The following is a 25927-nucleotide window of genomic DNA, read 5'->3' on the forward strand; positions in this document are numbered from 1 at the left end:
CACAAGGACCGTGGTTGAGTACTTATATTTAATATCGTTATTTAGGAGGTTGACGCAGCTAGGCGTCAGTTTTTAACTGAACTTTGCTTGTCCAGAATTGATATCTAGAATTGATACCTTTGGAGTTGGTGAGACCAAACCCAGACAGGCACCATAAATCGCTTGTCGCACAAGAACTGTGGTTGAGTACTTACATTTAATATCGTTATTTAGGAAATTGACGCAGCTAGGCGTCAGTTTTTAACTGAACTGTGCTTGTCCAGAATTGATATCTAGAATTGATACCTTTGGAGTTGGAATCAATGCACTCGGCCTATCCTCGGTTATGGCAAATGAGCTAGGTATTGAGGCACTTATCTTGTAAAAAATCAAGTTATCATCTTTATACTTTAAACCGTGAAATTGGAAAATTGTAGGAAAGACAACGATTACTTCTATAAGTAAGTACTTATCAACGCTACCATTTTCTCATTCTCTCGATATTTCGCATGCTCTAACGGGGTTTGCTTGTCATAGTTTTTGTGAGTTAAATCTGCGCCGGCCTCTAATAACAGTTTTGCTGATTCATAAGCATCGTTTTCGATTGCAACATGCAGTGGCGACTGGTCAAGCACCCAGACACTGTTCACATTGACTTGTTTATCGAGCAAAAATTTAACCAGCTTTGGATAAATAATGACTTGGTCATAATTCAAGGCATACGAATCTTTAGGATCGAAGCCGTACTGGATGAGTAACTCAAATAACCTCATCGCATTCGCAATACTTCGGGGTTTACTAATCGCTTCATCAAGCGGGCTTGACCATTTGCTCTTACTGGATTTTGGGGCGCTTTGTAATAGCCGTTCGAACAACTGCGTATTGTAAGAGTCTTGATGCTGCGCAAAGAACGCTTTTAATGCATAACGACTATCTTTGGGTGTATTGATATAGTCGACAGGTACACCTTGCGTCAGTAAGTGATCCGCAAAAGCCACCAGATTATTCTTTAACGCAAAATGCAAGGCATTCGTGTGATACTTATTCCAATCTTTGTTTTTCAAGTCACTTTTGTTTTGAGCTAGCAATTTAACTATCGGTAAATTTTTATTTACCACCGCAATATTCAACGGTGTTCTGTCGTATCGGTCTAGTTGATTTACAGTCGCTCCGGCTTGCATGAGCTGCTTGACCTTGGTTTCATCGTTACTAACAACTGCTAAATAGAGCTGAGAAAGTTCAGGTAATAAATTTATTTTAGCTAATATGTCTTTGTGTCGCTTAGTTGGTGTGTACTCCTGAGTCGCAAATTCTTTAAGTTGGGTAAATTCAATCAAATAAGGAAATCGACTTGCAGCGTTACCGACTTTTAATTTTCGCAAATGATTTATTGCTAACACCTGTATTTGAAAAAGATGTGTTGAATCTATGCCGTAGCCGAATGCCGGGATACTTTGATTGGAAAGCGCAGCTAAGGCTCGGGTAAATTGCTGAACCGATGATTTATCATCAAAAAGTCGATCGAACATTGGGTACTTACTATCAACAACTTTACTTGTCTCATTCGAGTGATTTAAAAATAATTGACTCATTCGAAAAAGCAAATCCATTGTCAATGATTTATCATAATAATCCTCATTGACATCGTAAAACAGAATGATTTGCCTGGCTAGAAAAGTTGCAAATTCATTATCTCCTCGCAAAATCGCCAAAGATAATACTTTGAGAATTTTTTCAGATGAAAACTCATCGAAGTAAAAGCGTGAGTGCTTGACTAAATCTCGATAAATTGAATAAAGCTCCAATAAAGGTTCTGCATCGTTTTCTTTGATCCATTTTTTAAACCAATATTCTCTGTTGTATTCAATCTGATTACTTAATCGGTTAGTGAGTATTCCTGGATCAAACTCGTCACTGACTAATAATTCATGCACTCTATTGAAATCTCGCGCAACGGCTTGCAATACTTGTTGCGAGAAATCGGTCAATCGATAGTTGTTGATTGCTGCTACATAATCACTACCAGGAAGGTTGATTCGGCGACCTTGCAAAATGCTTAACCAATTATTGCGCGCTATTTCGTTAGCATCCGGTGGGTCGGATCTATCCCATTTCTGATATAGCTCAGATTGGTTGGCCGACAGCCTTAGACCATATTCATCCTGTAAATAAAAATAAAGCCTAGCGATATCTCCCATCCTAGACTCAGGTGGTTGGACAATACCTGCAACTTTATCGATTTTTAATCCACAACGACTAGACCTCGACTGAGCTTTAACCTCACCAAAGGCTTTGATATTTGACCAATCAAAATCGGATATTGCAGCGAGTGGGTAAAGCGTATGGAGATCATTTTCTAGCTGCTTTTGTAGCTTAGAATCGGGTACAACAATCAAGTTGTGCCAACTTACCTCAGTGTTAGTAAGCTTAGCATTACAAGTATCAGCATCGATTTGATCACTCATATCAAAGGAGCATTCACAAAAGAAACTTTTATTATTTTGGGACTCAACGATTCTAATTTTTTCGAGACGTTGCTCCGTCGTCAAAGCTAGCAAGTCTTTCGGTTCTGCCAATATTGGAGCACCGACTAAACAACCAAGTAATACAGCCAATCTGCGACACAATTTAACTCTATCCAAAGACTGATTCGTATTTATAGATTTCATCACGTCAAAAGCCTTAATCATGCCCATAGAAGTAGACTCCTTTATTCTTCAGTGCAGCTTCTTTTAGAACATGATAGATGCGTATTTTTTCAAGTTGGCGCCAATCACCATTGGAAAGTGCCAGGTTTTGCGAGCCCAATACATTTGGTCTTTTATCGCGCTTTTTTTGTTCATTAAGTAATTGGGTCATTTGCCAGAACAACCGTTTTATTTCTTTAGGAGAAAAAACCACAGTAGTGCGACAATCACCATGAATGAGATACCCGCCTTTCTCAGCACATGGGCGTATATCGTCAGATTTAACCATTACTCGTCCAGTAAGTAAGTGAACAGCTGGAGACTGAGGGAATATTTGTTTCAATCGCTTTGCCCAAAACATTAATGTTTGATGCGCCAATAAGTCACCACTATAGGAGTGAGGATATTCAACCGCGTATTCCTTGGTATGCTCTTGCAGATAATCGACTATCATCCAATCAGAATAACGCCCAATTGGCGCATCTGAATAACTTTCTTGCTCTAGCTTTTCCAGTGGCCCTCTAAGCTTTGTGTCATAATCCCGAGTAAATTTATGGTAGTCAAAAAGCAATGGATACCAACCAAATCCATCAGCTTTTACTGGTATGCTTTGCGCAAGCAAGATAACGATGAACAAAATTCTAATGGTTCTCACGGTAAAATCCTAAAACAAAAAGCCACCCCAAAAGGTATTTGATTATGGGTTTGGATACTGGTTATTTAAATTGAGGTTATCTGAAAGCTTTTTTTAACTCAACACTATTGGCTGTCGTTTTGAATATCTGCATAAAATGATGTCACCAATCAAGCGGTTTGATTAGCGCGCTTTATTTTACTTCGGTATTTGTTTCTGAAGGTTATGATCAACATATATAACCCCGTTAATGATAACACCAGTAATCCGCAAGCGGCAGGTAGGAACAACCATAAGCGCGCCTTTTCATGAAAAAAACTTCCATCATGAATACTTTCAATCAACTCTGAACGCCGCAATGCAGTTTGAAGTATCTTGCCATTATGTGCATCTATTTGGATTTCCCAAGATGAATGAGCTCTGACTTTAATTAACCCTTTCGCAGGACGAATATCCAGCCGTTCAATATCCTGCCATTTGTTTATCCCCGCCTCAGGAACAGATTTAGCAATGCTTAATATTTGTGTGAGTGTTAGTGGAGAGGTGGTTAAAGCGAGCGCTTGTTCACCTGCTTGAGTAGCTGGCTGCACCCAATTGAGTTCTTTTTTTAATTGGAGTAACAATCCAGAAATGACTACAACAATAATCGGTAGAACTATGGTTAAAGAAATCCAAAAATGACTACGGCGAAAGAAAATATTAAGTTTCATAGACAACATCACCCATTAAACAGGGCTTTGACCTTACACTAATCACTCAAGGATAAATAGTCTGAACACCCTATTTCAAGAAAAAGACCTTCGCCCACGAAACGCTTTGACAGGCACAATATCTACATTAACGTACAAAAACAATCGACAAAATCCTACCGTTCAAACTAATCATTCAGATTTTGACTAGTCGGAATGTAAGCAATAGACCAAATGGTGCCTGTCACAAATTCAGGCCTCACAAATTCAGCCCATCGACAAAATCCTACAGTTCAAACTAATCAATCAGATTTTGACTAGTCGGAATGTAAGTAATAGACCAAATGGTGCCTGTCACAAATTCAGGCCTCACAAATTCAGCCCATCGACAAAATCCTACCGTTCAAACTAATCATTCAGATTTTGCTAGTCGGAATGTAAGCAATAGACCAAATGGTGCCTGTCACAAATTCAGCAACTTGAGTTAAATGATGTCAACCACAGGCGTTAACGGGCGTTCTGTTAAGACCTCCAACTCGCTTTACGAAATAATTGGCTATTAAATTCACTATGAAGAACCGATATAAACCCATGCATCGCCATCTACTGGCTATTTTGATGTTGCCATTATTTGTCTTAGTAGGAGGCTGTGGGAGTTCCTCTGAAGCACCGGTAATCGATGCGTCTTTCGATGAAGATAACGCTCAACCCACAAACGAAGTTAATGTTGGTAGCGGGATCACCGAACAGGCGAATTACACTTACGAGGTAATCCGTGATATCACTTACGCTAAGGGTTCGAGTCATTCTAGTTGGAACTCCGATGAAACTCAGGTAATCGAACTTAAATTAGATATTTATCAAACCTCAAACCAGTCCTCACAAAAACCTGTGGTGGTGTTTATCCATGGCGGTGGATTCCAAAGTGGTGATAAAGCAACCTCACACGCAGCAGCACTTGTAGGATACTTTGCTGAAAGAGGTTTCATCGGAATTTCGATCAACTACAGACTCGAAGGCGATTACGGCACACTACCAACAGAACTAGTCAATGCAATCGACCGATTACCCGACTTAGATGAAGCTTCAAGAAACCAAATAAAGGCAATTTATCCGGCAACTCGCGATGCGAAAGCTGCAATTAGGTGGATTTATGCCCATGCTGAGACTTTTGGAATCGATACTAATTTTATTACGGCGATTGGCGGCTCAGCGGGTTCGTTTATTTCGATGGGGCTCGGTGTCAGCGAACCTGAGGATTATACTAATGAGATCAGTGGGTCTTTTGATACTACGCTAAGTTCAACTCACCTCGATTACCCTTCTAAAATTCATACCATCATTGACCATTGGGGAGGCACCGGCGTGCTTTCGCTATTGGAAATTGCTTACGGCCTTGGTCGCTGGGACAGTAGTGACGCTCCGGTGAGTATAGTTCACGGTACCGAAGACACAGTCGTTCCGTTTAGTGAAGCAGAAGCTATCAAAGCTTACTATGAAACGAATGGTGTACCATTTCAGTTCTATCCACTCGAAGGCATCGGGCATAGTGCTTGGAGTGCTACAGTTGAAGGAAAAGGTTTACCGGAACTGGCTTTTGACTTCATTGTCCAGATTCAAAACATCACAGTGGCTGATTAATTCAGCCACTGATTGCCTTATATGATATTTTTAATCAATGTTTATTAATCGAATCGGGGCGCCATTTAGTTAATCGTTTTAATAAAATCATTTGCCTCTTTGATCGAGCTATTCATTTCTTTGATTAACCGAGACACATCGGATTCAATTGTTTTAAGTTCACCCTTGATCGATGCTATTGCTCTCGCATTGAGGTTATGTTTTAGATAAAGAACTTGGTCATTAAAAACATTTAACACAGGCTGCATACTTTTTTCTGCGCGACGCATTGACTTAATCAGTCTTTGATATTGACGCTTGGTGTCAGAAAGCTGTTGTTGGCTCTTACGTCTCAATGAATCACTTGTATATTGCGAAAGTTCATCTTCCCATTCATCAAATAACGCTTCAGAAACATTAGCTACACTATCAATACGGTCAGAGACTTCTTGAGCGGCTTCTTTGCTTGATTCGTACTCATCATTTAAGCGGTTGTAAACTGACTCGAGTTCACCGCCATCAAAATTAACAACACTTTTAAATTGTTCTAATGCCGACTGAAATTGTTATTTGGCTTCTTCCTGACTATCCCGTGTATTCTCCACGCGCGAGACTAATACGTCTCTTTTATGGATACCAACTTTTTCTAATGCTCCGTAGTAGGCCGTTTGACAAGCAGAAAGTGACACGACCATTACTAAGGCCGTTAATAATCGAATTTGCATAACGCTCATTTTCTTTTCCTTGAAAGTAGATCTGCATCTAGACTAACGATAATCGCAGAGAGAGACAAGTGAATTTAAAAGCGACCATCACTGATGTTTATTTTTTTCTTCAATCCACTTGGACATAAACTTGGTACTCCGGTGTGAGTGATGCTTGAGCATGCTACCGACAAAATTGTCGAGTCGGTGCTGTGATAAACAGTCTTCAATCTGATAGATTCGCTGAATGAGTCGGTGGCCATTTTTTTGGCCATCAAATCGATCATTTAATAGTTTTTGAATCCGATTGGTTGCCTGTGTCCACGTCCCAGGATTCGTGTATAAATCCACCGCACCCGCAACAATTTCCTCGACCGAGTCAGCAATTGCCCCTGGCCACGGCATGTCGCCAAACATCCCTTCTGCGCCAATCGAAGTGGTCACACTTGGTGTATTCGCCCGCATCGCATCCAACAACTTCCCTTTAATGCCTGCACCAAAACGAAGTGGAGACAAACACACTCTGGCAGATTGAAGTACGGTTAACGCATCCTCGGTCCAACCTTTCACCAAAAAACCAGTTTTAGGGTCATTCAGTTGGGTTGCCTTTTTCGGCGGATACGAGCCGTATATATGTAGCTCAGCCTCTGGTAGTTGCCGCCGAATTTTCGGCCAGATTTCCCGAAGATACAAAACGGAGTCCCAGTTGGGTGCATGTCGGAAGTTACCGATAGTAACAAAATGCTGTCGTTCATTAAATTCAGGTCCGCTCGCTTTTAACTGTTGCCCCGTCAGCATAAAGGGCAAATGAAATAGCAATTGCTGATCGACTCGATAGTGCTGTGTTAAATGTGCCACTTCGAAGTCAGAAATGATTAAAGCGAGATCAGTGCGTAAAATAGCAGCGACTTCTCGCTTTGCTAAATCAGACGCATAATCCGCTTGATTAGGATTGCGAAACGCTTTGAGGGCCGTTTGCCTTGCTGCTCGTAGCGACTGCAGGTCTTCGGTATCCAGAATTCGTAAAGCCATGGGGGCTTGTTCTTCGACTCGCCAGCCGAACTGCTCCTCCATCATAAACCGATCAAACATCACATAATTAGGTTGCAATCGATGCACAAACTCATCGAAGGTTGAATCGTTTAATAAAATCTCAATCGCCTCAATATCAAGCAAAGACAGATCAACCATATGCTCGGTCTTTTGAGCCGGTGTTGCAAAAACGACTCGCCATCCCTGTGACTTAAACAATTTTAAAAGCGAAAGCATATGCGAGCCAGCCGCAGATGAGTTGGGCTCTGGCCAAACATATCCAATCACTAGAATCGTTTTATCCATTAGGTCACTTACCTTAAATCCGCTTACTTTAAATCCGCTTACTTTAAATCCGCTTACTTTAAATCCGCTTACTTTAAATCCACTAACATTGTGGCCGCGAAAGAAATTCACCGGCGCAAAGTATAATAGAAGGACAGTAGCAGAAGAAACCGATTAGTAAAAAGATTATGAGACGTAGAAAGCAGAAAAACATGAAGGAAAAATATGAAGGAAAATATGAAAGATAATATAAAGAAAAAGCATCGAGGAAAAGCACGGCGCAAATCAGAGTTTAAAATCTTTCGAGTATTTATGAGTGATAACCCAGCTACCCTCAAATGCTGACGTTGATCTCTATTGGTTTTATATGCTTTGGATCTTATGTATGAGAAATTGTCTAGCTAGCCTTAAGTAAGTTGAATCTGTCTCGTGAATAGCTTCGTAAAAAATCTCAGATGTCGAGTTAGGCTATTGTTTTTAATGAGATTTATCCTGTTTCCGTGTGCTGTGGTTAAGTTTTTGGGACCTCGCAATATATATCTAGTCACAAAATCTTCATCAAATTAAGCAAATATTTTCTTGATCTTCCCAGGCCTTTTTCTATAATGACGATCCGTCACGTGACGATTCGTCATTTATCCAAAGTAGAGATATTAAGCGGTTATGAGCCCAAGAACCATCAGCGAGACAGAGTTTCATGCGCGCGAGCAAGAATTGCTTAACGTTGCCAGAAGTCTGGTAGAAAACGAGTGCTTGACTAGTTTAACCATCGACAAACTGGTTGCCGCATCGCCTTATTCGAAAGGCACGATCTACAAGCATTTTATCAGTAAAGAAGACATGTGGATGGCAATCTGCAATATGTGTGTTACTGAAATCCACGAGTTGTTCAGTCGAGCACTATCTTTCAAAGGTAGCAGTCGAGAGCGAGTCCTGGCGGTATTTGTATCTTACTTGATTTGGGCGAAATTACATCCAGCGCAATTATTTGCCGTGCTTTCGGCGCATTCACCGAGCGTTGCTTCGCTATGCTCTGACGACAGAAATACCACTCACCATCAACTCGAATCCGATTTGATGGGATTAATGAACCAAGTGATCGCCGAAGCCATCGAAGCCGGTGACTTAGTCTTGCCTGAAGGCATGTGCTTTGAACAAATTACTTTCGCTATGTGGTCCGCCAGTTGGGGAGCAATGGCATTAATTATGAGCAAAGGCCACTCATGTGAGCTGAACCAAATGGTTCTTGAAAGAGAGTCCTTTACTAACGCCAAATTGATTCTCGATGGGTTTCAATGGAAACCAATGTCTCAAGATTGGAATTACAACGAGTCCATTAAACGTATTGCAAACGAGCTATTTCAGCCAGAAATTGAAGCGCTGGAAAAAGCTGGCAACCCTTTTATATTTGTTTAACAGTTGAGTAAAACATCATGGAAAAATTTTCTAGTTTTATCCAGACCTATCGATGGTTAGTTATTCTAGTCACTCTGATTACGGTTGGTATCGCCGGATATGGCGCTTCTAATTTAACTTTTAAGAGTGACTATAAAACTTTTTTTAAGGAAGAAAATAAGCAGCTCAATGACTTCCTGCAAATGCAAAAAATTTATAGTAAAAGCGATAATGTCGCGATCATTGTTGCGCCCAAAGATGGCAACGTGTTTACCAAGGAAAATTTAACCGCGATTTGGGAATTAACCAATGAAGCATGGTTAATTAAATACAACTCGCGTGTTGATTCAATTACAAACTTCCAGTACAGCTATGCCGAAGAAGACGACCTGATCATTGAAGATTTGGTACTTGAAGCTGATATGCTTGACGATGAGATGATCGCTCGAGCTAAACGTGTTGCATTGAGTGAACCACTACTGCAGAAAAAACTAATTTCTTAATCGGGCGATGTTGCTGTGGTAAATGTCACCATTCGCTTGCCGGCGATCGACATGACCTCTGAAGTCCCAGAAGTTTCGGGAGATGCGCGCGAACTCGTAGCCCGTATGAGTGAGAAGTATCCCAATATCGATTTTATGCTGTCGGGCATGATTATGATGAACACCAGCTTTCCGGAAGCTTCGAAAAGTGATTCATCGATTCTTATTCCAATTATGTTACTGGTCGTTATTTTTACCGTAGGCGTGCTACTAAAAACGATCAGCGGAACCTTTGCAACGTTAGTTGTAATACTAACAAGTATCGCTGGTGCTATGGGTATGTGGGGCTGGTTTGGTGGATATCTCACGGGCCCATCAGCGGCTGCGCCGACGGTAATCTTAACCTTAGCGGTTGCCGACTGTGTTCATATTTTATCAACTTACTACTACAACATGCGACACGGAATGGAGAAAATTGAGGCCATTAAGGATAGTCTCAGAGTCAATATGCAACCGGTGTTTTTAACCAGTATCACTACGGCAATCGGCTTCATGACGATGAATTTCTCTGATGCTCCGCCATTTGCCCATTTGGGTAATATTGTCGCGATTGGCGTTATGTTAGCGTTCGTTTTCTCAGTAACTATTTTCCCCGCGATGCTTATTATCATGCCAGCCAAAGCAGGTCGCACCGTTGAGCACAAAACAGATTCAATGGATCGACTGGCAAGCTTTGTGGTTAAGCGTCGGAAAGTACTATTGCCTGGTATGGCGCTCGTCATCCTGGGCTTCACAGCTTTTGTTCCCAATAATGAATTGAATGATGATTTCGTCAAGTATTTTGATGATCGAGTTCCGTTTCGTCAGGCCACTGACTTTATGGGCGAAAAAATGTCGGGGATGACAACTCTAGAGCTCTCGTTTGACTCGAAAGAGAGCAGTGGAATCAATGATCCTAAGTTCATTAAATTTGTATCTGACTTTTCCGACTGGCTTCGCGAGCAAGAGGAAACCGATCATGTTAATACGATTACCGATACCTTAAAGCGTCTTAACCGAAATATGCACGGCGATGATCCGGCTTGGTATAAACTTCCCGATCAACAGGAAATGGCCGCACAATATTTATTGCTTTACGAACTATCCTTGCCGCAAGGTCTCGATGTGAATAATCAACTCAATGTCGATAAATCGAAGACTCGGGTAATCGCAACTTTTAGAAATCTTACCTCCAATGAAATTATTTCTTTGGAAAAAAGAGTGCTTGATCATTTTGAGTCAATAGACTCACCTTATGAGCTTCAAATAGCGAGCCCATCTTTGATGTTTGCGCATATCGGCGCGGCAAATATCGTCAGCATGATTACCGGTTCATCAATTGCGTTAATCTTAATTTCTATTTTGCTTGGGGTAGCGCTTCGTTCGGTTAAATTTGGCCTCATTAGCTTAATTCCAAATTTAACGCCAGCCGCAGTGGGTTTCGGTTTGTGGGGACTGTTTGTCGGTGAAGTTGGACTCGGTCTATCTGTCGTTATGGGCGTTACCTTAGGGATAATTGTTGACGACACGGTGCATTTTTTGAGTAAGTACATACGAGCAAGACGTGAGAAAGGCCTTAGCTCGGAAGATGCTGTTCGTTATAGTTTTGCCAGCGTTGGAAAAGCGCTTTCGGTTACCACGGCAGTACTCGTTGCAGGTTTTGGCGTAATGGCTACTTCTAGCTTTAAAGTAAATGCAGATATGGGTTTACTCACTGCCATCACAATTTTGATCGCATTAATTATTGACTTCCTATTCTTGCCACCGCTCTTGATGAAGCTTAAGAGCCGCAAGGATAAAAAAGTTGAACAAGAAAATAAGGCTTCACTGACCGAAGCAACTCAAGAATCTTAATTAGTATTTAGACTATAAAACCAATTCCATAAGGGAGTTATTAATGAAATTTTTAAAAACAAGTTTAATCACTTTAGCATCAGTGCTTGTATTGAGCGCTCCAGCTTTCGCTGGCGAAGCCGAAGACAAAGGCTTAGCTATCGCTAAAGAGTCCAAGGTCAGAGATCTAGGCTGGGGAGATACACAAGCAAGAATGCAAATGCTATTAAGAAATCAACACGGCGAAACTTCTACTCGGCAAATGCGCATCAAGAGTATGGAGCAGGAAAATGACGGCGATAAAAGCTTAACGATTTTCGACTCGCCGAGAGATGTTAAAGGTACCGCCTTCTTGAGTTTTTCTCACCCAACGGCAAATGATGAGCAGTGGTTATATTTACCAGCACTCAAACGCGTCAAGCGAATTTCTTCTCGCAATAAGTCAGGTTCTTTTATGGGCAGCGAGTTCTCTTTTGAAGATTTAACCTCATTTGAAATTGAGAAATACACCTATAAATATATCAAAGACGATACATTCAATGGCGTTGATTGTTATGTAGTCGAACAGTACCCTGTAGACAAATACTCCGGTTATACCAAACGTGTCGTGTGGATTGATAAAGCCGAGTACCGTAGTCAGAAAGTTGAGTTTTATGATCGAAAAAAGTCACTACTAAAAACCCTCACCTTCAGTGATTACAAAAAATATCTCGATAAATACTGGCGTGCAACCAAACTCAGCATGGTCAATCATCAATCCGGTAAAAGTACTGATTTAACCTGGTCTGATTATCAATTCAGAGCGGGGTTAGACGAAAAGGACTTTAACAAAAACGCACTCAAACGAGCGCGCTAGACGGCTGGTTTATCTAACGTACAAAGTCTATCGAGCCTAAATTCCAGTAGGCCGATAGACTCACCTAAATTTATTAAAGAGTTTCCTAAAAATGACTAAAAAACTGTTGATGTCTGCAGCTTTGTTGGCAGGTTCGAGTATTTTTAATGTTGCCGCAGAAACGGAATTTGAATTTCGCGGTAACGTTGAGCTTCAAGGGCGATTATTTACTGAAGATGCTTTATTTCCACTACAAAATGATGAGCAGTTTTCACTCGCCTTTGCGCCGGAGTTCTACTGGAGCTGGAACAATGGGGATGATGCTATAGAGTTTGTACCGTCGTACCGCCTCGATCAACATGATGATGAGAGAACGCATGGGGACATCCGCGAGTTGGCTTGGATCCATGTCGGCGATGATTGGGAGACCCGAATTGGTATTCGTCGTGTATTTTGGGGCGTTACCGAATTCCAACATTTAGTCGATGTCATCAATCAAAGCGACTCCGTCGAAGACATTGATAATGAGGATAAACTCGGTCAACCCATGATAAACCTTTCGTTGGTGAGAGACTGGGGGATTATCGATTTTTATGTTTTACCTTACTTTCGAGAACGAACCTTTGCTGGTCCGGAAGGACGTCCAAGCATTCCGATTATTGATACCGATAACGCATTTTACCAATCAAGCGATGAGGAGAATCATATCGATTTTGCCGTAAGATGGGCACACAGTATCGATGATTATGAACTTGCGGTTAGCGTTTTTGATGGTACTAGTCGCGAGCCACTTTTGGTGCCGACAAATCCAATCGACCCCAACACCACACTTACTCCGCTTTATATTCAAATTACTCAAGTTGGAATTGAACTACAAGCTAATATCGAGGACTCTTTGTGGAAACTTGAAATGATCCACAATCAAAATGATATCGAAGATTACTGGGCATTGCAGGGAGGGATCGAATATTCTCAGTATGGTGTGTTTGATTCTAACGCCGATCTCGGCTGGCTGGTTGAATACGGATGGGATGAACGCGGCGAAGATAGTCCTTCAAACTTTCAAAATGATATCTTTTTTGGCAATCGCTTGGCACTAAATGATGTTGATTCAACCGAAATTCTGTTCGGCCTAAGTTACGACTTAGATTTTGATTCTACCAATGTATTGCTAGAAGCTTCCCGTCGTTTTGGTAATAGCGTCAAAGTCTCATTAGATATGCGTTTGTTTGAGTCAGATGACTTTAATGATCCAATTTATTTGTTCCGACGCGACGATCATCTACAAATCACCGCGCAGTACTTTTTTTAGCCAACCCTAAAGCGTCGATTTTAATAACCGTTTTACTCTTTCCCGTCCTAGCCAGTTAAGTCATTGATTTTTAATACTTAACTGGCTTTTTTTATTGTGCCTGAAAAAGCGACATGCCCATTTTAATTGGCTAATTAATGCTAGACAGTTTAAACGTCGAGCAATAGACTAAATCTAACTGAAGCAAAGCTGTAAATGTTTAAATGTCTTACTACGCCCTAACTCATGGTGACGCAATTGATTGGTTGCAAACGCTACCGGATGAATCGATCGATTTAGTCATCACCGATCCACCGTATGAATCCTTGGAGAAGCATCGTGCAATTGGCACGACGACTCGACTAAAGGACTCTAAAAGTTCTTCGAACCAATGGTTCAACATTTTCCCCAATAACCGCTTTCCCGATTTGTTTAGTGAAGTATTCCGCGTTCTAAAACCGAATACTCATTTTTATTTGTTTTGCGACCAAGAGACGATGTTTGAAGCGAAGCCCATCGGTGAGAAAATTGGCTTTAAGTTTTGGAAACCCATCGTATGGGATAAAGAAAAAATTGGCATGGGGTATCACTACAGAGCAAGATATGAGTTTATTTTATTTTTTGAGAAAGGGAAAAGAAAACTCAACGATCTTAGTATTCCGGACGTTCTCTCAATACCGCGAATTTGGAAAGGTTACCCAACAGAGAAACCAGCAGCGCTGTCTAAAATTTTGGTTGAACAAAGTACTCAGGAAAACGAAATCGTTATCGACCCATTTTTTGGCTCGGGTAGCGTCGGTGAAGCGTCTCTGTCGGCTTCCCGACAGTTTTTAGGATCGGATATTTCTGACAGTGCACTAGAACATGCGAGTCTCCGCTTGGCCGCAATCGATGGCACAGAAAGTAAAACACCACAGGATCTCATCGATTTTTCGGCTTATAATAGCGCAGCTCAACAAACATTAGATTTAGCAGAGCTTTAAGTGATTTTACTTTAGGATCAAACATTGAACGGAAATGAATACGCAGACTGGGTCGCTAACTACATCAAGCATAATTTTGGTCAACGCGGACTCAAAATTTATCGCGAGGTCAGTATCGGTAAAAGTATTATCGGTAAAAATCGTCGAGTCGATGTATTAGTCATTGACGAGTCTCAAAATCTCGCAGTCGCAATAGAGTGTAAATATCAATCGACATCCGGTACCGTCGACGAAAAAATTCCCTATACGCTCGCCGACACCAAAGCCATGCAGATGGATGCCTACATTGCCTATGGCGGTGGTGGTTTTTCTAAAGGTGTCATCCATATGCTTGAAGCATCTGAGCTAGCATGTCACGCAGAGCCGAGCGAAAATGATATTCTTTTATACTCTCAAACTCGAGATACTCAAGAACTCGATCAAATCTTGGCCATGCGTTTTGGTTGGTGGGATGTATTTACCGAGGGAAAGCTGCCGCTATAACAACTGGTCAAACGGCTTAGTTTTCTAATGCACAGCTTTCGCTGAGACATATTTTTTTATATATCAACGCTCGAAAACCAAAACAGTAAGCGATCATTATTAAAACAACGGTTAATGTCTGACTAATCAACCGGGCGACATTTCCGGAAAAACTAAATAAATTAACCAACCGGTTGATCCCACTTGCGGATACTCCCTGAAATAGGTCGACTGTCATCTGCATAGCAAGACCGATCAAAAGTAAGCCCATAAAAAAAGAAAGTCTCAATTTCATTAGCGTGTCCATAAAGTGAATTCATTCAAGGTCAAGTAATCGATCGTTTACTGATCCAACTGCTTTATTAGTCGCATTGAGTAGCGATTTATTACACTAGTCATTTAAATGTTAGTCCTAGCACCACTAATTAATTTGCCTAGTGACCATTGACTTTAATCAGAATTCATCAAGCTTACTCACTATCTTGGTCCGATTTAAGCGAGGATTAAACCAAGTAAAATTACACAGACAAAGGTTGTGCTAAAAAATGTTAAAAACAGGTAGTTAACCGCGTTTATATCGATTAAAGAGACGTAAAGCTTATCCGTAAATAGCGAATAGCTCGTTGGCATGATCGCGCTTACTGCCATCGCAGCTGATAAATCGACGCACAGGGAACGACTCTATCAGAGCATCTTCGTAGATTTCACGAGTCATTGAGGTATCATGATTGGATATGATGACTTTGACGCCACGGGCCGCCAACTTTTTCGCCCGATAAGCCAATTCTATTTGCTGATCATAGGAAAATCCTTGTGACGCATAACTGGTGAAACTTGCGGTTGGCGAAAGAGGTACGTACGGTGGATCGCAATAGACAACATCCCCTCGTCGAGCACGGTTCATGACGGAGACGAAATCTGCGCACACAAACTTTGCGTGTTTCGCGTGAGAAATAAAGTGAATCATTTCCTTCTCGGGGAAATAGGGTTTTACGTATTTTCCAAAAGGCACGTTAAACTCATGAGATTTATTGTATCGACATAGTCCATTAAACCCATGCCTATTTAAATACACAAAAATCGCCGCTCTTCGTCTTCCTTTAACACCGGAATTAAATTCAGTGCGTAATTTGTTATAGGCTTGCTGCTTATTATTCTCTTCACTAAAAAAAGAGTTTGCATACTTAACAAACTTGCCCTTCTCTTTTTGCAGGCATTGGTAGAGGTTGACTAAATCCGGATTGATATCGCCCAATAAATATTTGTCAAAATCAAAGTTTAAGAAAACCGCGCCGGATCCCACAAAAGGTTCGATTAGCTTACGACCATGTAAATGGGGAGCAAGACGATCGACCAAACGGTATTTTCCGCCAGCCCACTTTAAAAATGGTCGACTGCGCTGTGCTGTTATTGGGTAATATTTAGTCAATGAAGACTCTAAGGATACGACGTTTAGGTAGGGAGTTTACGGAAATCACCGCCATTAGTGAAATGATTTGTTGATTTAAATGAGTTGAACGCTCCCCTAAAAACACCTAAGCCGTTTGCGATAACAAAGGTTGTTGTTCGAGATCTTCCAAGGCACCTGAGTTGGCAATTCGTTGATTAAGCGCAAGCGATGCTCTTCGAGCGGCCACTGGGTTGGTTACTGAGAAACCGTCGTTTTCCTCGCTGACAGAGACCGACACTTCTCCAACTCGAGTATCATTGTTCGACTCATTCGACGCTTGAGCTTCTTCAGTGCGCTGGACGCTAAGCTCGACTCTTGCTTGGTTGGCAATTTGGCCCGCGATTGCTGCGACCTTTAAATCTTGTCCAGAAGGATCGGCTGGGGCCAATGCAGCACGCTGCACTTGTTGCATTTTTTGAATAGTCGCCTGAGGATCGCCAGGTACCCGACTAGTATCAATGGAAACTTCACCCGCTATTGCATATCGCTTACCGTCTGGGCCGGTAGTGTAGGTGTAGCTTGGCGCACCGGCGTATTGTCCGCCGACGGCCGCATGTGCTCTTTCATGGGCTTTTACTTCAAGATCGGTTCTTTTTAATTCATCAACAATACGCTGCTCTTGAAGTTCTTGCCTTTTCTCTTGCCTGCTCTCTTGTCCTTCTGCCTGTTGCTGACTGTTTTGGTCTTGCCTCGATTGGCCTGATTGTTCACCTTCCTTATCAACTCGATCTCGTTGATTGGACGGTGAATTACTCTCAACATTGGCGCGCTGCTGTTCAGCTGTATCAGCGGTCTTTCGAGCTTTCGGGCTATCTGTTGTCGATTTAGGCTCAGGAACCGGATTCTTTTGGGCAGACTCAGCCGCTACCGCTTCGGTAGGTGGGTTTGCCGTAGAAACAGGCAAAGCAACTGGCGCTGAGGATATAAGCATTTTTCTTTCTTAAAACAATCTGTAAAAAACTTTAAAAATGGTCACTAAGCCTTAACATCAAGTAAGGTACCAACTAAATCTGAGGCCGTTTCGATTATTTCGACACTCGCCCGAGCATCAATTTCCGCAACTTTTAAATCAACAATACTACTGGTTAAATCTTGTTGGTTAATTCCCGCTTGCGATGCATCTTCGACAGACTGCGACGCGATTTCTTGCGCGGCTTTGTTAGCACGCGAAGCAGCATCTTGAAAACCCTGCACCCCAGTGTTTAAAATTCCAGAAACATCCACGGCAAACCTCTACTTCAATAACAACACGACAAAAAACGAATAAAAACATTTACTTACCTAAAAAACAAAGGTCAGTTAAACGCGCCCGTATCTTTGTTATCGGCCGCCAAATGTCGAGATTTAGCGATTCCTGAAAATATTTTGTGTTTCCGCTTTTTTGAGAATGTTACAGGTTTTAAAGCGAGGCCCAGTCACTCGGGCGGAATGGAGTTAAAACAATAAGATAACCAGCCAAACAACGACTAGTAAAGTCAGACAAGTAAATACCATCGCAGAGCCAATATCCTTTGCTCTTCCCGATAACTCATGATGTTCTGGACCAATTCGGTCTATCGCCGCTTCAATCGCGGAATTACTCAATTCAGCAATAATCACCAGAAAAAGTGGCATTATTAACCATAAAAAATCGTATTTGGTTTCAGCTAACAAATAAGCCAAGGGTATCCCCACTGCAGCGAGCAAAACCTCTTGCCTGAATGCCGCTTCGTTATTCCAAGCGGCGGCAAAGCCTTTCATTGAGTAGCCGGTGGCATCAATAATACGCGGAATGCCGGTTTTCCCTGGTTTCGCCATCTTTTATTATTCCTTTGATTATGCTTTTGATTAATTCATTACTTGGCTTTTTATTGGCGATCTTGTGATTGGCGATCTTGCTTTTCTTGAGCAACCATTCGTTTAACATCTGCAAGTAGCTTCTTGGCATCAAATACAATACCGTCTTTAATCGTATATTTTACACCGCCAACTGTTACCGGTTTATTATTCTCGTCTAACTTAATATGCCCCGTACCGTAAAGTGTCTTAAAATTATGTAAAGGGTTCTCCTCAAGGACAACTAGATCTGCTAACTTCCCTACGCGTATAGAGCCGATATCATCGGCCATGCCTAATGCTTCAGCACCGTTAATGGTCGCAGACTTTAATACTTCAAGCGGATGAAATCCGGCTTCTTGCAGTAGTTCAAGTTCTCTGATGTATCCAAACCCATAAAGCTTGTAGATATAACCTGAGTCAGAGCCTGTTGTTACTCTTCCACCGTGATTTTTATAATCGTTCAAAAAAGTCATCCAGCGTGAAAAATTTTGCTTCCAGTTAATTTCTTCTTGAGTCGTCCAGTCAAACCAATAGGAACCATGCGAATAACGGCTGGGTTGGAAAAAATCCCACAACCTTGGCAAGGTATATTCCTGATGCCAATCTGCATTTCGTTCACGCATTAGATCGCGACTTGCTTCGTAAATTGTCATGGTTGGGTTAATAGTGAAGTCTAATTCAATTAATTCATCTCTCACTTGATTCCATTTTTGACTGCCGGGCTCTGCAGCTTGCAACCAAAGTTTTCCAGCTTCTCCAAAGCGGTGCTGTTCATTGTTATAGTTATAATCCAGCGAATAATTTTGGATAACTTGATCATCAAACATCGCTTCGGGTAAGCCGTACCAATGCTCCATGGTATCTAAACCCAATCTTGCACTGTCAATAACGTTCATATGGACTACATCTAGTTGAGCATGATGCATCATAGTCTTTAAATTCTGCGCCTTGGCTTCTTCAATAGCAGCTTTCATTATCGACGGGTGAGCACCAAAAAACTTAATTCCTTTCGCCCCTTGTCTGGCAATTTTTTTAACCCAGGTTTTGGCTTTCTTCGGCGAAGTGATGGCTACAGGATAGCCCATTCCGAACCCAAAATAAGGCACTATTCTCGGTGCTGTAATGGTATTTTTTGCACTACGATTGACATGGTCCATGGTGAAACTGACCCCATTAAAACTGCCAGGTTCGCGGACTGTGGTAATACCATGCGCCAACCAGAGTTTGAGGGAGTATTCTGCAGAATTTATTTGCTTGTCATTGCCGATATGGCCGTGCATGTCAACAAATCCGGGAATGACATAATGACCAGTCAAATCCATTTCTTTATCGCCTGGTAAAACCTCTGGTCGCGTCGCGACGATGGGTACGCCAGGATAACCGACACTAACTACTTGTGTAATTCGATTTTGCTCAATAACGATATCCATTGGACCGCGTGCAGGCGCGCCTTCGCCATTAATTACCGTAACACCACGAAGTATCAAGCGACTGAATGGCCCCTCCCCTTGCGTTCTCTCAGGTGCTTTTTCTGGCGCAGCGATCGATGAATTGCTGGAGCAAATCACTACAAGCGACAAAATCAGTGAAATTATTCGATAGTTTTTCATTATTTTTTTACCTTATTGACGAGTCGCTCAAACTGTTGTTTCAAAACTTGTTCTACCGGACCCGGCCAAGCTTTTAACCCTGGGACCGCACCGCTCACTTGATAAGTCACTTTTAGCGTCGTCGTACCATCAGAATTACTGGCCATTGAGAAGTCGAGTACGCCGTTAACCGGAATAGTTTGTAAAGGACCTAAACCTCCAACCAAACGAATGAGTTTGTTGGGCTGATAATTGACAAGTTCTAAATGTCGCACAATACCTTGATCACCCAAACGCTCACAAAAGCAATGGCGCTTTTTTAAATCAATATACAGGTTTTCTGATTTTCCGCTGTATGTGTGACTGGGGTGCCACCAATATTCTATTTTAAGTATTTGCTTATTTAATCGTTCCACTTTTACCGGAAGTTTTTCTTCAAATTGAATCGAAAAATAGTGCTCATTGGCTTCCAAGATTTCTGCATGAGCATTGGGAACAAAAAAAATCAGAATAATTAAAAGTAATTTCGTTTTTATTTTAAGCATTATATTTCTCAATAAAGTCATTAGTATTTTTATTCTACTCAACCAAGTGAATTCCAGATTTATCGATGGTTATTTTTCGCTGTTTGTATAGTGAACCAAGTTCTGCTTTATAAACTTTTTTACTCACACCAAATGTTTTGTAGATTAGATCCGGTGGAGCCTTGTCATTAATGGTTGAATGGCCATTATTCTCGGCTAAATGTTTTAAAATTTTATTCGCCAAGGTCTCGTTTTGTTCAAACCCCGGTTTTTTTAACGTGATATCCAGTCGTTTATCCTGCCGTACATTCTTGATAAACCCTTTGAGCTGCTGACCATAACGAATTTCTCGGAATCGATCGCTTTCGTGCAAAATTCCCCAGTATGATTGATTAACGATCATCTTGGTGCCTAAATCAGTTTTATCACCCACAATAAGGCTCACAGGCTGACCGGTTTTTAGTCCTTTAGACTCCGGTTTAACAAAACGATTGAGCTTACTCGAGCCACATATTCTTCCGGTATTATCCTCATATACGGCGACAATATGAAATTCACCAGGATTCATTTTTTTACTTTGCTGGCCGAAGGGCACAAAAAGATCTTTCGGCAACCCCCAATCTAAAAAGGCCCCAACTTTGCTCACCGAGACGACTTTTAGACAGGCGATTCCACCGATTTCTACCCGCGGCTTTTGGGTCGTTGCAACCACCTTATCGTTAGCGTCTTGATACAAAAACACTTGGATTTTATCCCCAACTTCACAGTGCGAAGGGGTCAACTTGGCAGGCAAGAACAATTGGCCAAATTCTCCGGCAAACAGAAAAGTACCGCGAGCTGTTTTCTGTGCGATTTTTAAATAATTGAACTGACCGATTTTAATCATTTTGATTGGCTATTTTGACCGTCAACTGTCGATTTAAGATAACAAGGCCTCGAGTTTAACACAGCGGCTTGCAGATTCGATGGCATTATCTCCAGTCAAATAAGGAATTTCCGCAATCAGGGGACATTTCAAGCTGGACTTTAAGGTTGCCAAGTTTTCTTTTTGTACTTGCATATTTGGGTCAATGAAATTGGCCACCCAACCGATTAAATTCAACCCTGCTGCGTTAATGGCAGCTTGAGTCAGCATCGCATGATTAATACAACCGAGTTTCATACCGACCACCAGAATCACCTCACAGTTTTCAAATCGCGCGTAGTCGGCAAAGGTTTCTGCTGCATTGAGCGGCACTAACCAGCCTCCAGCGCCTTCGACTAAACAAAAGTCGCTGGTCACCTTGTTCACTGGACAGGCCTTTGCGACAGCTTCTACCGATAATTCCACGCCTTCCTGGATGGCCGCTATGTGAGGCGCTATGGGCTGCTTGAGCGCAAAAGGATTAACCCTTTCATAATCCGGCTTATCATCCAATGCGGCAATCAAAGTTAACGCATCATCATTTCGTGGCAGACCATCGACAATTTCGCAACCGGCCGCTACCGGCTTAAATGCTGAGACAGTTTTCCCGGCCGCCTGCAATGCGCCAATAAGACTTGCTGTAAAAAATGTTTTGCCAACTTCAGTGTCAGTCCCTGTAATAAAAAATGGTGCGCTTGCCATAATGATGTTTTGACTCTCTTTTGCTGTTTCTTGCTTAAGCGTAATGATTCTACCAGCTGACGATTTTACCTTGTCTCTTAGAGATTAAATAGCTTCCCTCTGACCATTTCTCGATATTCTCCAGGCGTCATCTTGTTTTTGATTTTAAACTGCCTGGCAAAATAGCCTGCATCTTTAAATCCCACTCTATCAGCGATCGCTTGATGGCTCAGGTTGGTATCTTTCAACATCTCTTGTGCTTTTTGAATTTTTAAATCCGCACCGTAACTCAGCGCGGACTTACCCACCGCAGCTTTGAACCGTCTTGAAAAATTTCGCACACTCATGTTAGCCATTTTAGCGAGTGATTTTAAATTAAAATGTTGGGAGTAATGGGATTGCATCCAATCTTGAACTTCAATAATGCCTTCATCCGGATGGCGTGACGCCCCTGTTGTATACCAGGGCTTATCGTACGTACGATTAATTTCATGACTGAAATGCTGCTCAATGACTTGACTCACCTCTTTACCAAACTTGTTTTCAATAAAATAGACAGTCAAGTCTACCAACGCATTAATACTGCCACAGCAAAACAAATTGCCCGCCTGGGTAATGAAATGATGGCGCTGTAAATTAACATTCGGGTATTTGCGTTCAAATTCATCAAAGTAGTACCAATGCGTGGTAGCGACTTTGTCATCCAACAACCCTGCGCGCGCCAACAAACCAACGCCGGTGCCGGTGGCACAGATTTGTGCACCCCGTTCATTTTGCGCTTGCAACCAGCGGATGAGCACAGGTGATCGATCAACCACAATATCAGGGTTCCCCCATATCGGCGGTAAAAAGATCGCATCCGCTTCAGGCGCGCTAGCCAAGTCAAATTTTGGTACGATGCTGAGGCCTCTCGCGTACTCAACGGGTTCACCGGCGGGTGACAATGCAGACACGACGTGGCATTTCCAGCGGCGATCAGGGCACTGTTTAATTCGAGCGACCGAGACAGCCGCAGCTATCATCTCCATTGGTAAGCTTAAGCTGGTCAGTAAAGCACGTGGATAACAGAGGAATATTGAGTTTTGCATGGCTTATTTACACATTTGTTATGGCCATATAGTACTATTTTATGGCCATAAAATCCTATAATTACGTCATCAATTTTTAATAAACTAGCCGGCAATTTATTTTGTCTTTATTCGAGAGTTAACATGAGCAAATTACCTGTGATCGTCGGTTTCGGTGGTATTAATGCTGCTGGACGAAGTTCGTTTCATCATGGCTATCGACGTCTTGTCCACGAAGCCTTATCTGAAGAGGCGCTAGCCCCTATGTTTAAAGGGCTGGCAAATTTGATGGGTAAACAAAATGCCGATGATCGGCAAGACATGCTTGACCACACGCTAATTCGCAAAATCGAAAAGCAAACATTCGACATTAATCAGGTAACGACCCATCGCAAAACCAATATGCAATCGAATGGTGAGTCAATTACCTTTGTTACTCGAAAGCGACAGTTACCTGCCAATATTCCGGATAATTGGCAAATAGAGGAAATTGAAGCGGGAAAAGTTAAAGTAACTGTTGACGGTGATTTAGAAGTGATGACCCAGGATACATACACCCCAGCGATCACCAGTGCATCGCAGCTGCCGACTGGATTCGATGCTTCACAATACTACAACTCGAGAAACCAGCCGAAAGGCCTTCAATTGGCGGTATTTGGCGCTTCCGATGCGGTTCATTCTCTGGGAATCGATTGGGATACCGTACTCGAACATATTCAACCAGATGAAATTTCGACCTACGCCGCTTCCGCTATTGGACAGTTGGATGATTTTGGCGGGCGCGGACTAGCGCAAGCTTCCCTAAAAGGAGGACGAGTTACCTCAAAGCAAATGTCCCTCATGTTGACTCAAATGCCAGCAGACTTTGTGAACAGTTATATGATTAACAGTGTCGGCGCGACCGGTGCGAATATCGGCGCTTGTGCGACCTTTTTGTATAATCTACGCCAAGCGATCGGCGATATTCAAGCCGGCAGAGCTCGGGTTGCTATCGTTGGTGGTGCAGAAGCGCCAATCGAACCGGAGGTAATTGAAGGTTTTAAAGCCATGGGCGCTCTCGCGGAAGACGCACAAATTGCCGCAATTGACGGCTCTGAAACTGCTGACGATAGGCGCTTTAGCCGACCGTTTGCAGAAAATGCTGGATTTACCATTGGTGAAGCGGCCCAGTTTTTTATCCTTATGGACGACCAACTCGCTCTCGAGTTAGGTGCGACGATTTATGGTGCTGCAGCTGATGTTTTTGTGAACGCCGATGCCAATAAAAAATCGATCTCATCGCCCGGGGTTGGTAACTATATTACTGTCGCAAAATGTATGGCCCTCGCAAAAAATATTCTTGGCGAAGAAGGTGTCAAAAAAACCTATGCCTCGGCACATGGTACAAGCACTCCACAAAACCGAGTCACTGAGTCTCACATTCTTAATGAAGTTGCCAAAGCGTTTAATATCGATAAATGGCCAGTTGCGGCAATCAAAGCCTACGTTGGACACTCTCTAGGACCAGCAGGTGGTGATCAACTCGCCGCCGCTCTCGGGGTTTGGGAATACGGCATCATTCCAGGAATTAAGACGACTCACAAACTCGCTGACGATGTGTATGATTCTAACCTTGAGTTTTGTTTAGAACACAAAGCCGTGGGAGAAAAAGGTATCGATATGAATGCCGTGGTACTTAACTCCAAGGGTTTCGGCGGTAACAATGCCAGCGGATTAATTTTGTCACCCCATGTAACCATGAAAATGCTAGAAAAGAAATACGGCAACGAAGCGCTTAGTGCTTACCGAGAAAAGAATCAAGCGGTCGTGGCAAAAGCCAAAGCTTACGATGAAGCGATTACCAATGGTCAAGTTGAAGTTATCTACCACTTTGGAACTCAAGTGATGGAAGGTGATGACTTAACCATTACTTCAGAGGGTATTTCCCTTGAGAAGTTTAAAAATCAAGTCGAGTTTAGCAACGATAATCCTTTCGCTGATTATTGTTAATTCATGGGTGTTTTTTTCTGCGACTTGTTTGATGGCACACACCCCAAAATCTCATCCCTCTTCTGCACGAAGAGGGATTTGATATCACCAGCTTGGGACTCTGATTGCTCGGTGCTGAATACTAGGTACTAGGTTCTAAGCTCTGAGTTCTAAGTTCTAAGTTCTAAGCAACTTTTCTCGCCTTAACACTTGCAGTACCGCTCAACCCTACTTTTTAGTGTAATGCTCAGCAAATTTCTCAAGTAAGGGATGGTTTGGATCAGAGAAAGACTGAACGGACATCACCTTTCCATTCGGATCGATGAACACTAGGCCGGGCGTACCAGTTACCCCATACATTTTAGCAACATCATCTCCTTCAAGAACTGAGCCGAAAGTGTACTCATGGTTTCGCCAGTAAACTCGTGGTTTCCAATCTTCGCGAATATTAACTGCGATAACTTTCAAACCTTTCTCTGCATATTTTTCATGTAATGTTTGAATACCTGGCAAAAGCTTTTTGCAGTATGGACACCAGGTAGCCCAAAATACTAAGATGACTGGCTGACCTTGATTATCAGATAGAGTAACCGTTTCTCCAGCAAGATTTGTCAGTGTCCAATCCTGCCCCTGATAAGCTTCTGTCGAATGGCTCACTCCGGCAGAAGCGAGGCCTGCAACGAACATTAAGGGAAGTAAAAGCAACTTTAACGGTCTCAATAAGTGATATTTTTCAATTACAAGTAACTTGCTCACCACTGCTATTTCTCCAAGTTTAAATAAAAGCTCAACGACTAAATTGACGGTTAATCGCTTTAACCGTTACAACTTGTTGATAGAACCCCATTAAAAACCAATTGAATTATTTGAACGATTGAATCAACTCGCGTTTGTATCAACCACTGACTAAATGACCGGGGTTGAGGTGATCTTCTTACACAAAAATTGTAATGATATTGTGCTTTCCTTATTAACC

Annotated in this window: 24 protein-coding genes and 1 pseudogene; 9 read left to right on the top strand and 16 right to left on the bottom strand. The window is 42.1% G+C overall.

What is annotated here, in order from left to right; translation table 11 throughout:
- Nucleotides 1-434 precede the first annotated feature (434 nt).
- The 3 genes from FLL45_RS15830 to FLL45_RS15840 all read right to left on the bottom strand — a co-directional run bounded on the left by FLL45_RS15830 (nucleotide 435) and on the right by FLL45_RS15840 (nucleotide 4010).
- Nucleotides 435-2675 (bottom strand): ankyrin repeat domain-containing protein, encoded by a 2241-nt coding sequence (locus FLL45_RS15830; RefSeq protein WP_142943073.1) that lies wholly within the window; start codon nucleotides 2673-2675, stop codon nucleotides 435-437.
- Nucleotides 2662-3321 (bottom strand): hypothetical protein, encoded by a 660-nt coding sequence (locus FLL45_RS15835; RefSeq protein ID WP_142943074.1) that lies wholly within the window; start codon nucleotides 3319-3321, stop codon nucleotides 2662-2664. The genes FLL45_RS15830 and FLL45_RS15835 overlap by 14 nt, the downstream gene beginning before the upstream one ends.
- Nucleotides 3322-3470: 149 nt before the next feature.
- Nucleotides 3471-4010: a PepSY domain-containing protein gene (locus FLL45_RS15840; protein WP_142943075.1), complete on the bottom strand. Its 540-nt coding sequence runs from the start codon at nucleotides 4008-4010 to the stop codon at nucleotides 3471-3473.
- Between the two features lie 549 nt (nucleotides 4011-4559).
- Here FLL45_RS15840 and FLL45_RS15845 point away from each other — a divergent pair.
- Nucleotides 4560-5630 carry an alpha/beta hydrolase gene (locus tag FLL45_RS15845; RefSeq protein ID WP_142943076.1) on the top strand — a complete coding sequence of 357 codons (1071 nt, stop codon included), beginning with the start codon at nucleotides 4560-4562 and terminating at the stop codon, nucleotides 5628-5630.
- Nucleotides 5631-5695: 65 nt separating this feature from the next.
- Here the strand turns inward: FLL45_RS15845 and FLL45_RS15850 are convergent.
- Nucleotides 5696-6343, bottom strand: a pseudogene (locus FLL45_RS15850) (DUF2959 domain-containing protein).
- Nucleotides 6344-6421: 78 nt separating this feature from the next.
- Nucleotides 6422-7651 (bottom strand): glycosyltransferase, encoded by a 1230-nt coding sequence (locus FLL45_RS15855; protein WP_142943077.1) that lies wholly within the window; start codon nucleotides 7649-7651, stop codon nucleotides 6422-6424.
- Between the two features lie 642 nt (nucleotides 7652-8293).
- Between FLL45_RS15855 and FLL45_RS15860 the strand changes: the two genes are divergently transcribed.
- The 7 genes from FLL45_RS15860 (at nucleotide 8294) to FLL45_RS15885 (ending at nucleotide 14971) form a co-directional block, all read left to right on the top strand.
- The gene (locus FLL45_RS15860) at nucleotides 8294-9046 is read left to right on the top strand and encodes a TetR/AcrR family transcriptional regulator (RefSeq protein WP_142943078.1); all 753 of its coding nucleotides are present in this window, start codon (nucleotides 8294-8296) and stop codon (nucleotides 9044-9046) included.
- Nucleotides 9047-9063: 17 nt separating this feature from the next.
- Entirely contained in the window at nucleotides 9064-9528 is a 465-nt protein-coding gene (locus FLL45_RS23035; protein ID WP_246075844.1) for a hypothetical protein, read from the top strand.
- Nucleotides 9529-9543: 15 nt separating this feature from the next.
- Nucleotides 9544-11400, top strand: coding sequence for an efflux RND transporter permease subunit (locus FLL45_RS15865; RefSeq protein ID WP_281282212.1), 1857 nt, complete (start codon nucleotides 9544-9546; stop codon nucleotides 11398-11400).
- 43 nt (nucleotides 11401-11443) lie between these two features.
- A complete protein-coding gene (locus FLL45_RS15870) occupies nucleotides 11444-12235 on the top strand; it encodes an outer membrane lipoprotein-sorting protein (RefSeq protein WP_142943079.1) in 792 nt (263 codons plus the stop codon).
- Nucleotides 12236-12326: 91 nt separating this feature from the next.
- Entirely contained in the window at nucleotides 12327-13526 is a 1200-nt protein-coding gene (locus FLL45_RS15875; protein WP_142943080.1) for a hypothetical protein, read from the top strand.
- A 203-nt stretch (nucleotides 13527-13729) separates the two neighbouring features.
- A complete protein-coding gene (locus FLL45_RS15880; protein WP_142943081.1) occupies nucleotides 13730-14488 on the top strand; it encodes a DNA-methyltransferase in 759 nt (252 codons plus the stop codon).
- 24 nt (nucleotides 14489-14512) lie between these two features.
- Nucleotides 14513-14971, top strand: coding sequence for a PD-(D/E)XK nuclease superfamily protein (locus FLL45_RS15885; protein ID WP_142943082.1), 459 nt, complete (start codon nucleotides 14513-14515; stop codon nucleotides 14969-14971).
- A 16-nt stretch (nucleotides 14972-14987) separates the two neighbouring features.
- Here FLL45_RS15885 and FLL45_RS15890 read toward each other — a convergent pair whose 3' ends face one another.
- The 10 genes from FLL45_RS15890 to FLL45_RS15935 all read right to left on the bottom strand — a co-directional run bounded on the left by FLL45_RS15890 (nucleotide 14988) and on the right by FLL45_RS15935 (nucleotide 23004).
- Nucleotides 14988-15245 carry a hypothetical protein gene (locus FLL45_RS15890; RefSeq protein WP_142943083.1) on the bottom strand — a complete coding sequence of 86 codons (258 nt, stop codon included), beginning with the start codon at nucleotides 15243-15245 and terminating at the stop codon, nucleotides 14988-14990.
- Between the two features lie 303 nt (nucleotides 15246-15548).
- A complete protein-coding gene (locus FLL45_RS15895; protein ID WP_246075846.1) occupies nucleotides 15549-16379 on the bottom strand; it encodes a Dam family site-specific DNA-(adenine-N6)-methyltransferase in 831 nt (276 codons plus the stop codon).
- 106 nt (nucleotides 16380-16485) lie between these two features.
- Entirely contained in the window at nucleotides 16486-17331 is an 846-nt protein-coding gene (locus FLL45_RS15900; RefSeq protein WP_142943084.1) for a putative metalloprotease CJM1_0395 family protein, read from the bottom strand.
- Between the two features lie 44 nt (nucleotides 17332-17375).
- Nucleotides 17376-17624: a flagellar biosynthesis protein FlgE gene (locus tag FLL45_RS15905; RefSeq protein ID WP_142943085.1), complete on the bottom strand. Its 249-nt coding sequence runs from the start codon at nucleotides 17622-17624 to the stop codon at nucleotides 17376-17378.
- 210 nt (nucleotides 17625-17834) lie between these two features.
- On the bottom strand, nucleotides 17835-18197 hold the full coding sequence (locus FLL45_RS15910) for a diacylglycerol kinase (RefSeq protein ID WP_142943086.1): 363 nt from the start codon (nucleotides 18195-18197) through the stop codon (nucleotides 17835-17837).
- Nucleotides 18198-18247: 50 nt separating this feature from the next.
- The gene (locus FLL45_RS15915) at nucleotides 18248-19828 is read right to left on the bottom strand and encodes an amidohydrolase family protein (RefSeq protein WP_142943087.1); all 1581 of its coding nucleotides are present in this window, start codon (nucleotides 19826-19828) and stop codon (nucleotides 18248-18250) included.
- Nucleotides 19828-20352, bottom strand: a complete 525-nt coding sequence (locus FLL45_RS15920) for a hypothetical protein (RefSeq protein ID WP_142943088.1) — start codon at nucleotides 20350-20352, stop codon at nucleotides 19828-19830. The genes FLL45_RS15915 and FLL45_RS15920 overlap by 1 nt, the downstream gene beginning before the upstream one ends.
- A 34-nt stretch (nucleotides 20353-20386) precedes the next feature.
- Nucleotides 20387-21217, bottom strand: a complete 831-nt coding sequence (locus tag FLL45_RS15925) for a CvfB family protein (protein ID WP_142943089.1) — start codon at nucleotides 21215-21217, stop codon at nucleotides 20387-20389.
- 33 nt (nucleotides 21218-21250) lie between these two features.
- Nucleotides 21251-21937: a dethiobiotin synthase gene (gene bioD, locus FLL45_RS15930; RefSeq protein ID WP_142943090.1), complete on the bottom strand. Its 687-nt coding sequence runs from the start codon at nucleotides 21935-21937 to the stop codon at nucleotides 21251-21253.
- 77 nt (nucleotides 21938-22014) lie between these two features.
- Complete coding sequence (locus tag FLL45_RS15935) at nucleotides 22015-23004, bottom strand: GlxA family transcriptional regulator (RefSeq protein ID WP_142943091.1); 990 nt, start codon at nucleotides 23002-23004, stop codon at nucleotides 22015-22017.
- Between the two features lie 123 nt (nucleotides 23005-23127).
- Between FLL45_RS15935 and FLL45_RS15940 the strand changes: the two genes are divergently transcribed.
- Nucleotides 23128-24972, top strand: coding sequence for a beta-ketoacyl synthase (locus tag FLL45_RS15940; protein WP_142943092.1), 1845 nt, complete (start codon nucleotides 23128-23130; stop codon nucleotides 24970-24972).
- 207 nt (nucleotides 24973-25179) lie between these two features.
- On the opposite strand, the gene FLL45_RS15945 is transcribed toward FLL45_RS15940, so the two are convergent.
- The gene (locus FLL45_RS15945) at nucleotides 25180-25707 is read right to left on the bottom strand and encodes a peroxiredoxin family protein (protein WP_142943093.1); all 528 of its coding nucleotides are present in this window, start codon (nucleotides 25705-25707) and stop codon (nucleotides 25180-25182) included.
- Between the last annotated feature and the right edge of the window lie 220 nt (nucleotides 25708-25927).

The organism is Aliikangiella marina (assembly GCF_007004765.1).
Taxonomy (GTDB): Bacteria; Pseudomonadota; Gammaproteobacteria; order Enterobacterales; family Kangiellaceae; genus Aliikangiella; species Aliikangiella marina.

What these genes read in the sequence shown, in the direction of transcription:
- FLL45_RS23035 (WP_246075844.1), top strand. Translation starts at nt 9,064, where the DNA reads ATGGAAAAATTTTCTAGTTTTATCCAGACCTATCGATGGTTAGTTATT.
- FLL45_RS15890 (WP_142943083.1), bottom strand. Translation starts at nt 15,245, where the DNA reads ATGAAATTGAGACTTTCTTTTTTTATGGGCTTACTTTTGATCGGTCTT.
- FLL45_RS15840 (WP_142943075.1), bottom strand. Translation starts at nt 4,010, where the DNA reads ATGAAACTTAATATTTTCTTTCGCCGTAGTCATTTTTGGATTTCTTTA.
- FLL45_RS15920 (WP_142943088.1), bottom strand. Translation starts at nt 20,352, where the DNA reads ATGCTTAAAATAAAAACGAAATTACTTTTAATTATTCTGATTTTTTTT.
- FLL45_RS15870 (WP_142943079.1), top strand. Translation starts at nt 11,444, where the DNA reads ATGAAATTTTTAAAAACAAGTTTAATCACTTTAGCATCAGTGCTTGTA.
- FLL45_RS15935 (WP_142943091.1), bottom strand. Translation starts at nt 23,004, where the DNA reads ATGCAAAACTCAATATTCCTCTGTTATCCACGTGCTTTACTGACCAGC.
- FLL45_RS15830 (WP_142943073.1), bottom strand. Translation starts at nt 2,675, where the DNA reads ATGGGCATGATTAAGGCTTTTGACGTGATGAAATCTATAAATACGAAT.
- FLL45_RS15875 (WP_142943080.1), top strand. Translation starts at nt 12,327, where the DNA reads ATGACTAAAAAACTGTTGATGTCTGCAGCTTTGTTGGCAGGTTCGAGT.
- FLL45_RS15860 (WP_142943078.1), top strand. Translation starts at nt 8,294, where the DNA reads ATGAGCCCAAGAACCATCAGCGAGACAGAGTTTCATGCGCGCGAGCAA.
- FLL45_RS15880 (WP_142943081.1), top strand. Translation starts at nt 13,730, where the DNA reads ATGTCTTACTACGCCCTAACTCATGGTGACGCAATTGATTGGTTGCAA.
- FLL45_RS15855 (WP_142943077.1), bottom strand. Translation starts at nt 7,651, where the DNA reads ATGGATAAAACGATTCTAGTGATTGGATATGTTTGGCCAGAGCCCAAC.
- FLL45_RS15900 (WP_142943084.1), bottom strand. Translation starts at nt 17,331, where the DNA reads ATGCTTATATCCTCAGCGCCAGTTGCTTTGCCTGTTTCTACGGCAAAC.
- FLL45_RS15910 (WP_142943086.1), bottom strand. Translation starts at nt 18,197, where the DNA reads ATGGCGAAACCAGGGAAAACCGGCATTCCGCGTATTATTGATGCCACC.
- FLL45_RS15845 (WP_142943076.1), top strand. Translation starts at nt 4,560, where the DNA reads ATGAAGAACCGATATAAACCCATGCATCGCCATCTACTGGCTATTTTG.
- FLL45_RS15940 (WP_142943092.1), top strand. Translation starts at nt 23,128, where the DNA reads ATGAGCAAATTACCTGTGATCGTCGGTTTCGGTGGTATTAATGCTGCT.
- FLL45_RS15915 (WP_142943087.1), bottom strand. Translation starts at nt 19,828, where the DNA reads ATGAAAAACTATCGAATAATTTCACTGATTTTGTCGCTTGTAGTGATT.
- bioD (WP_142943090.1), bottom strand. Translation starts at nt 21,937, where the DNA reads ATGGCAAGCGCACCATTTTTTATTACAGGGACTGACACTGAAGTTGGC.
- FLL45_RS15925 (WP_142943089.1), bottom strand. Translation starts at nt 21,217, where the DNA reads ATGATTAAAATCGGTCAGTTCAATTATTTAAAAATCGCACAGAAAACA.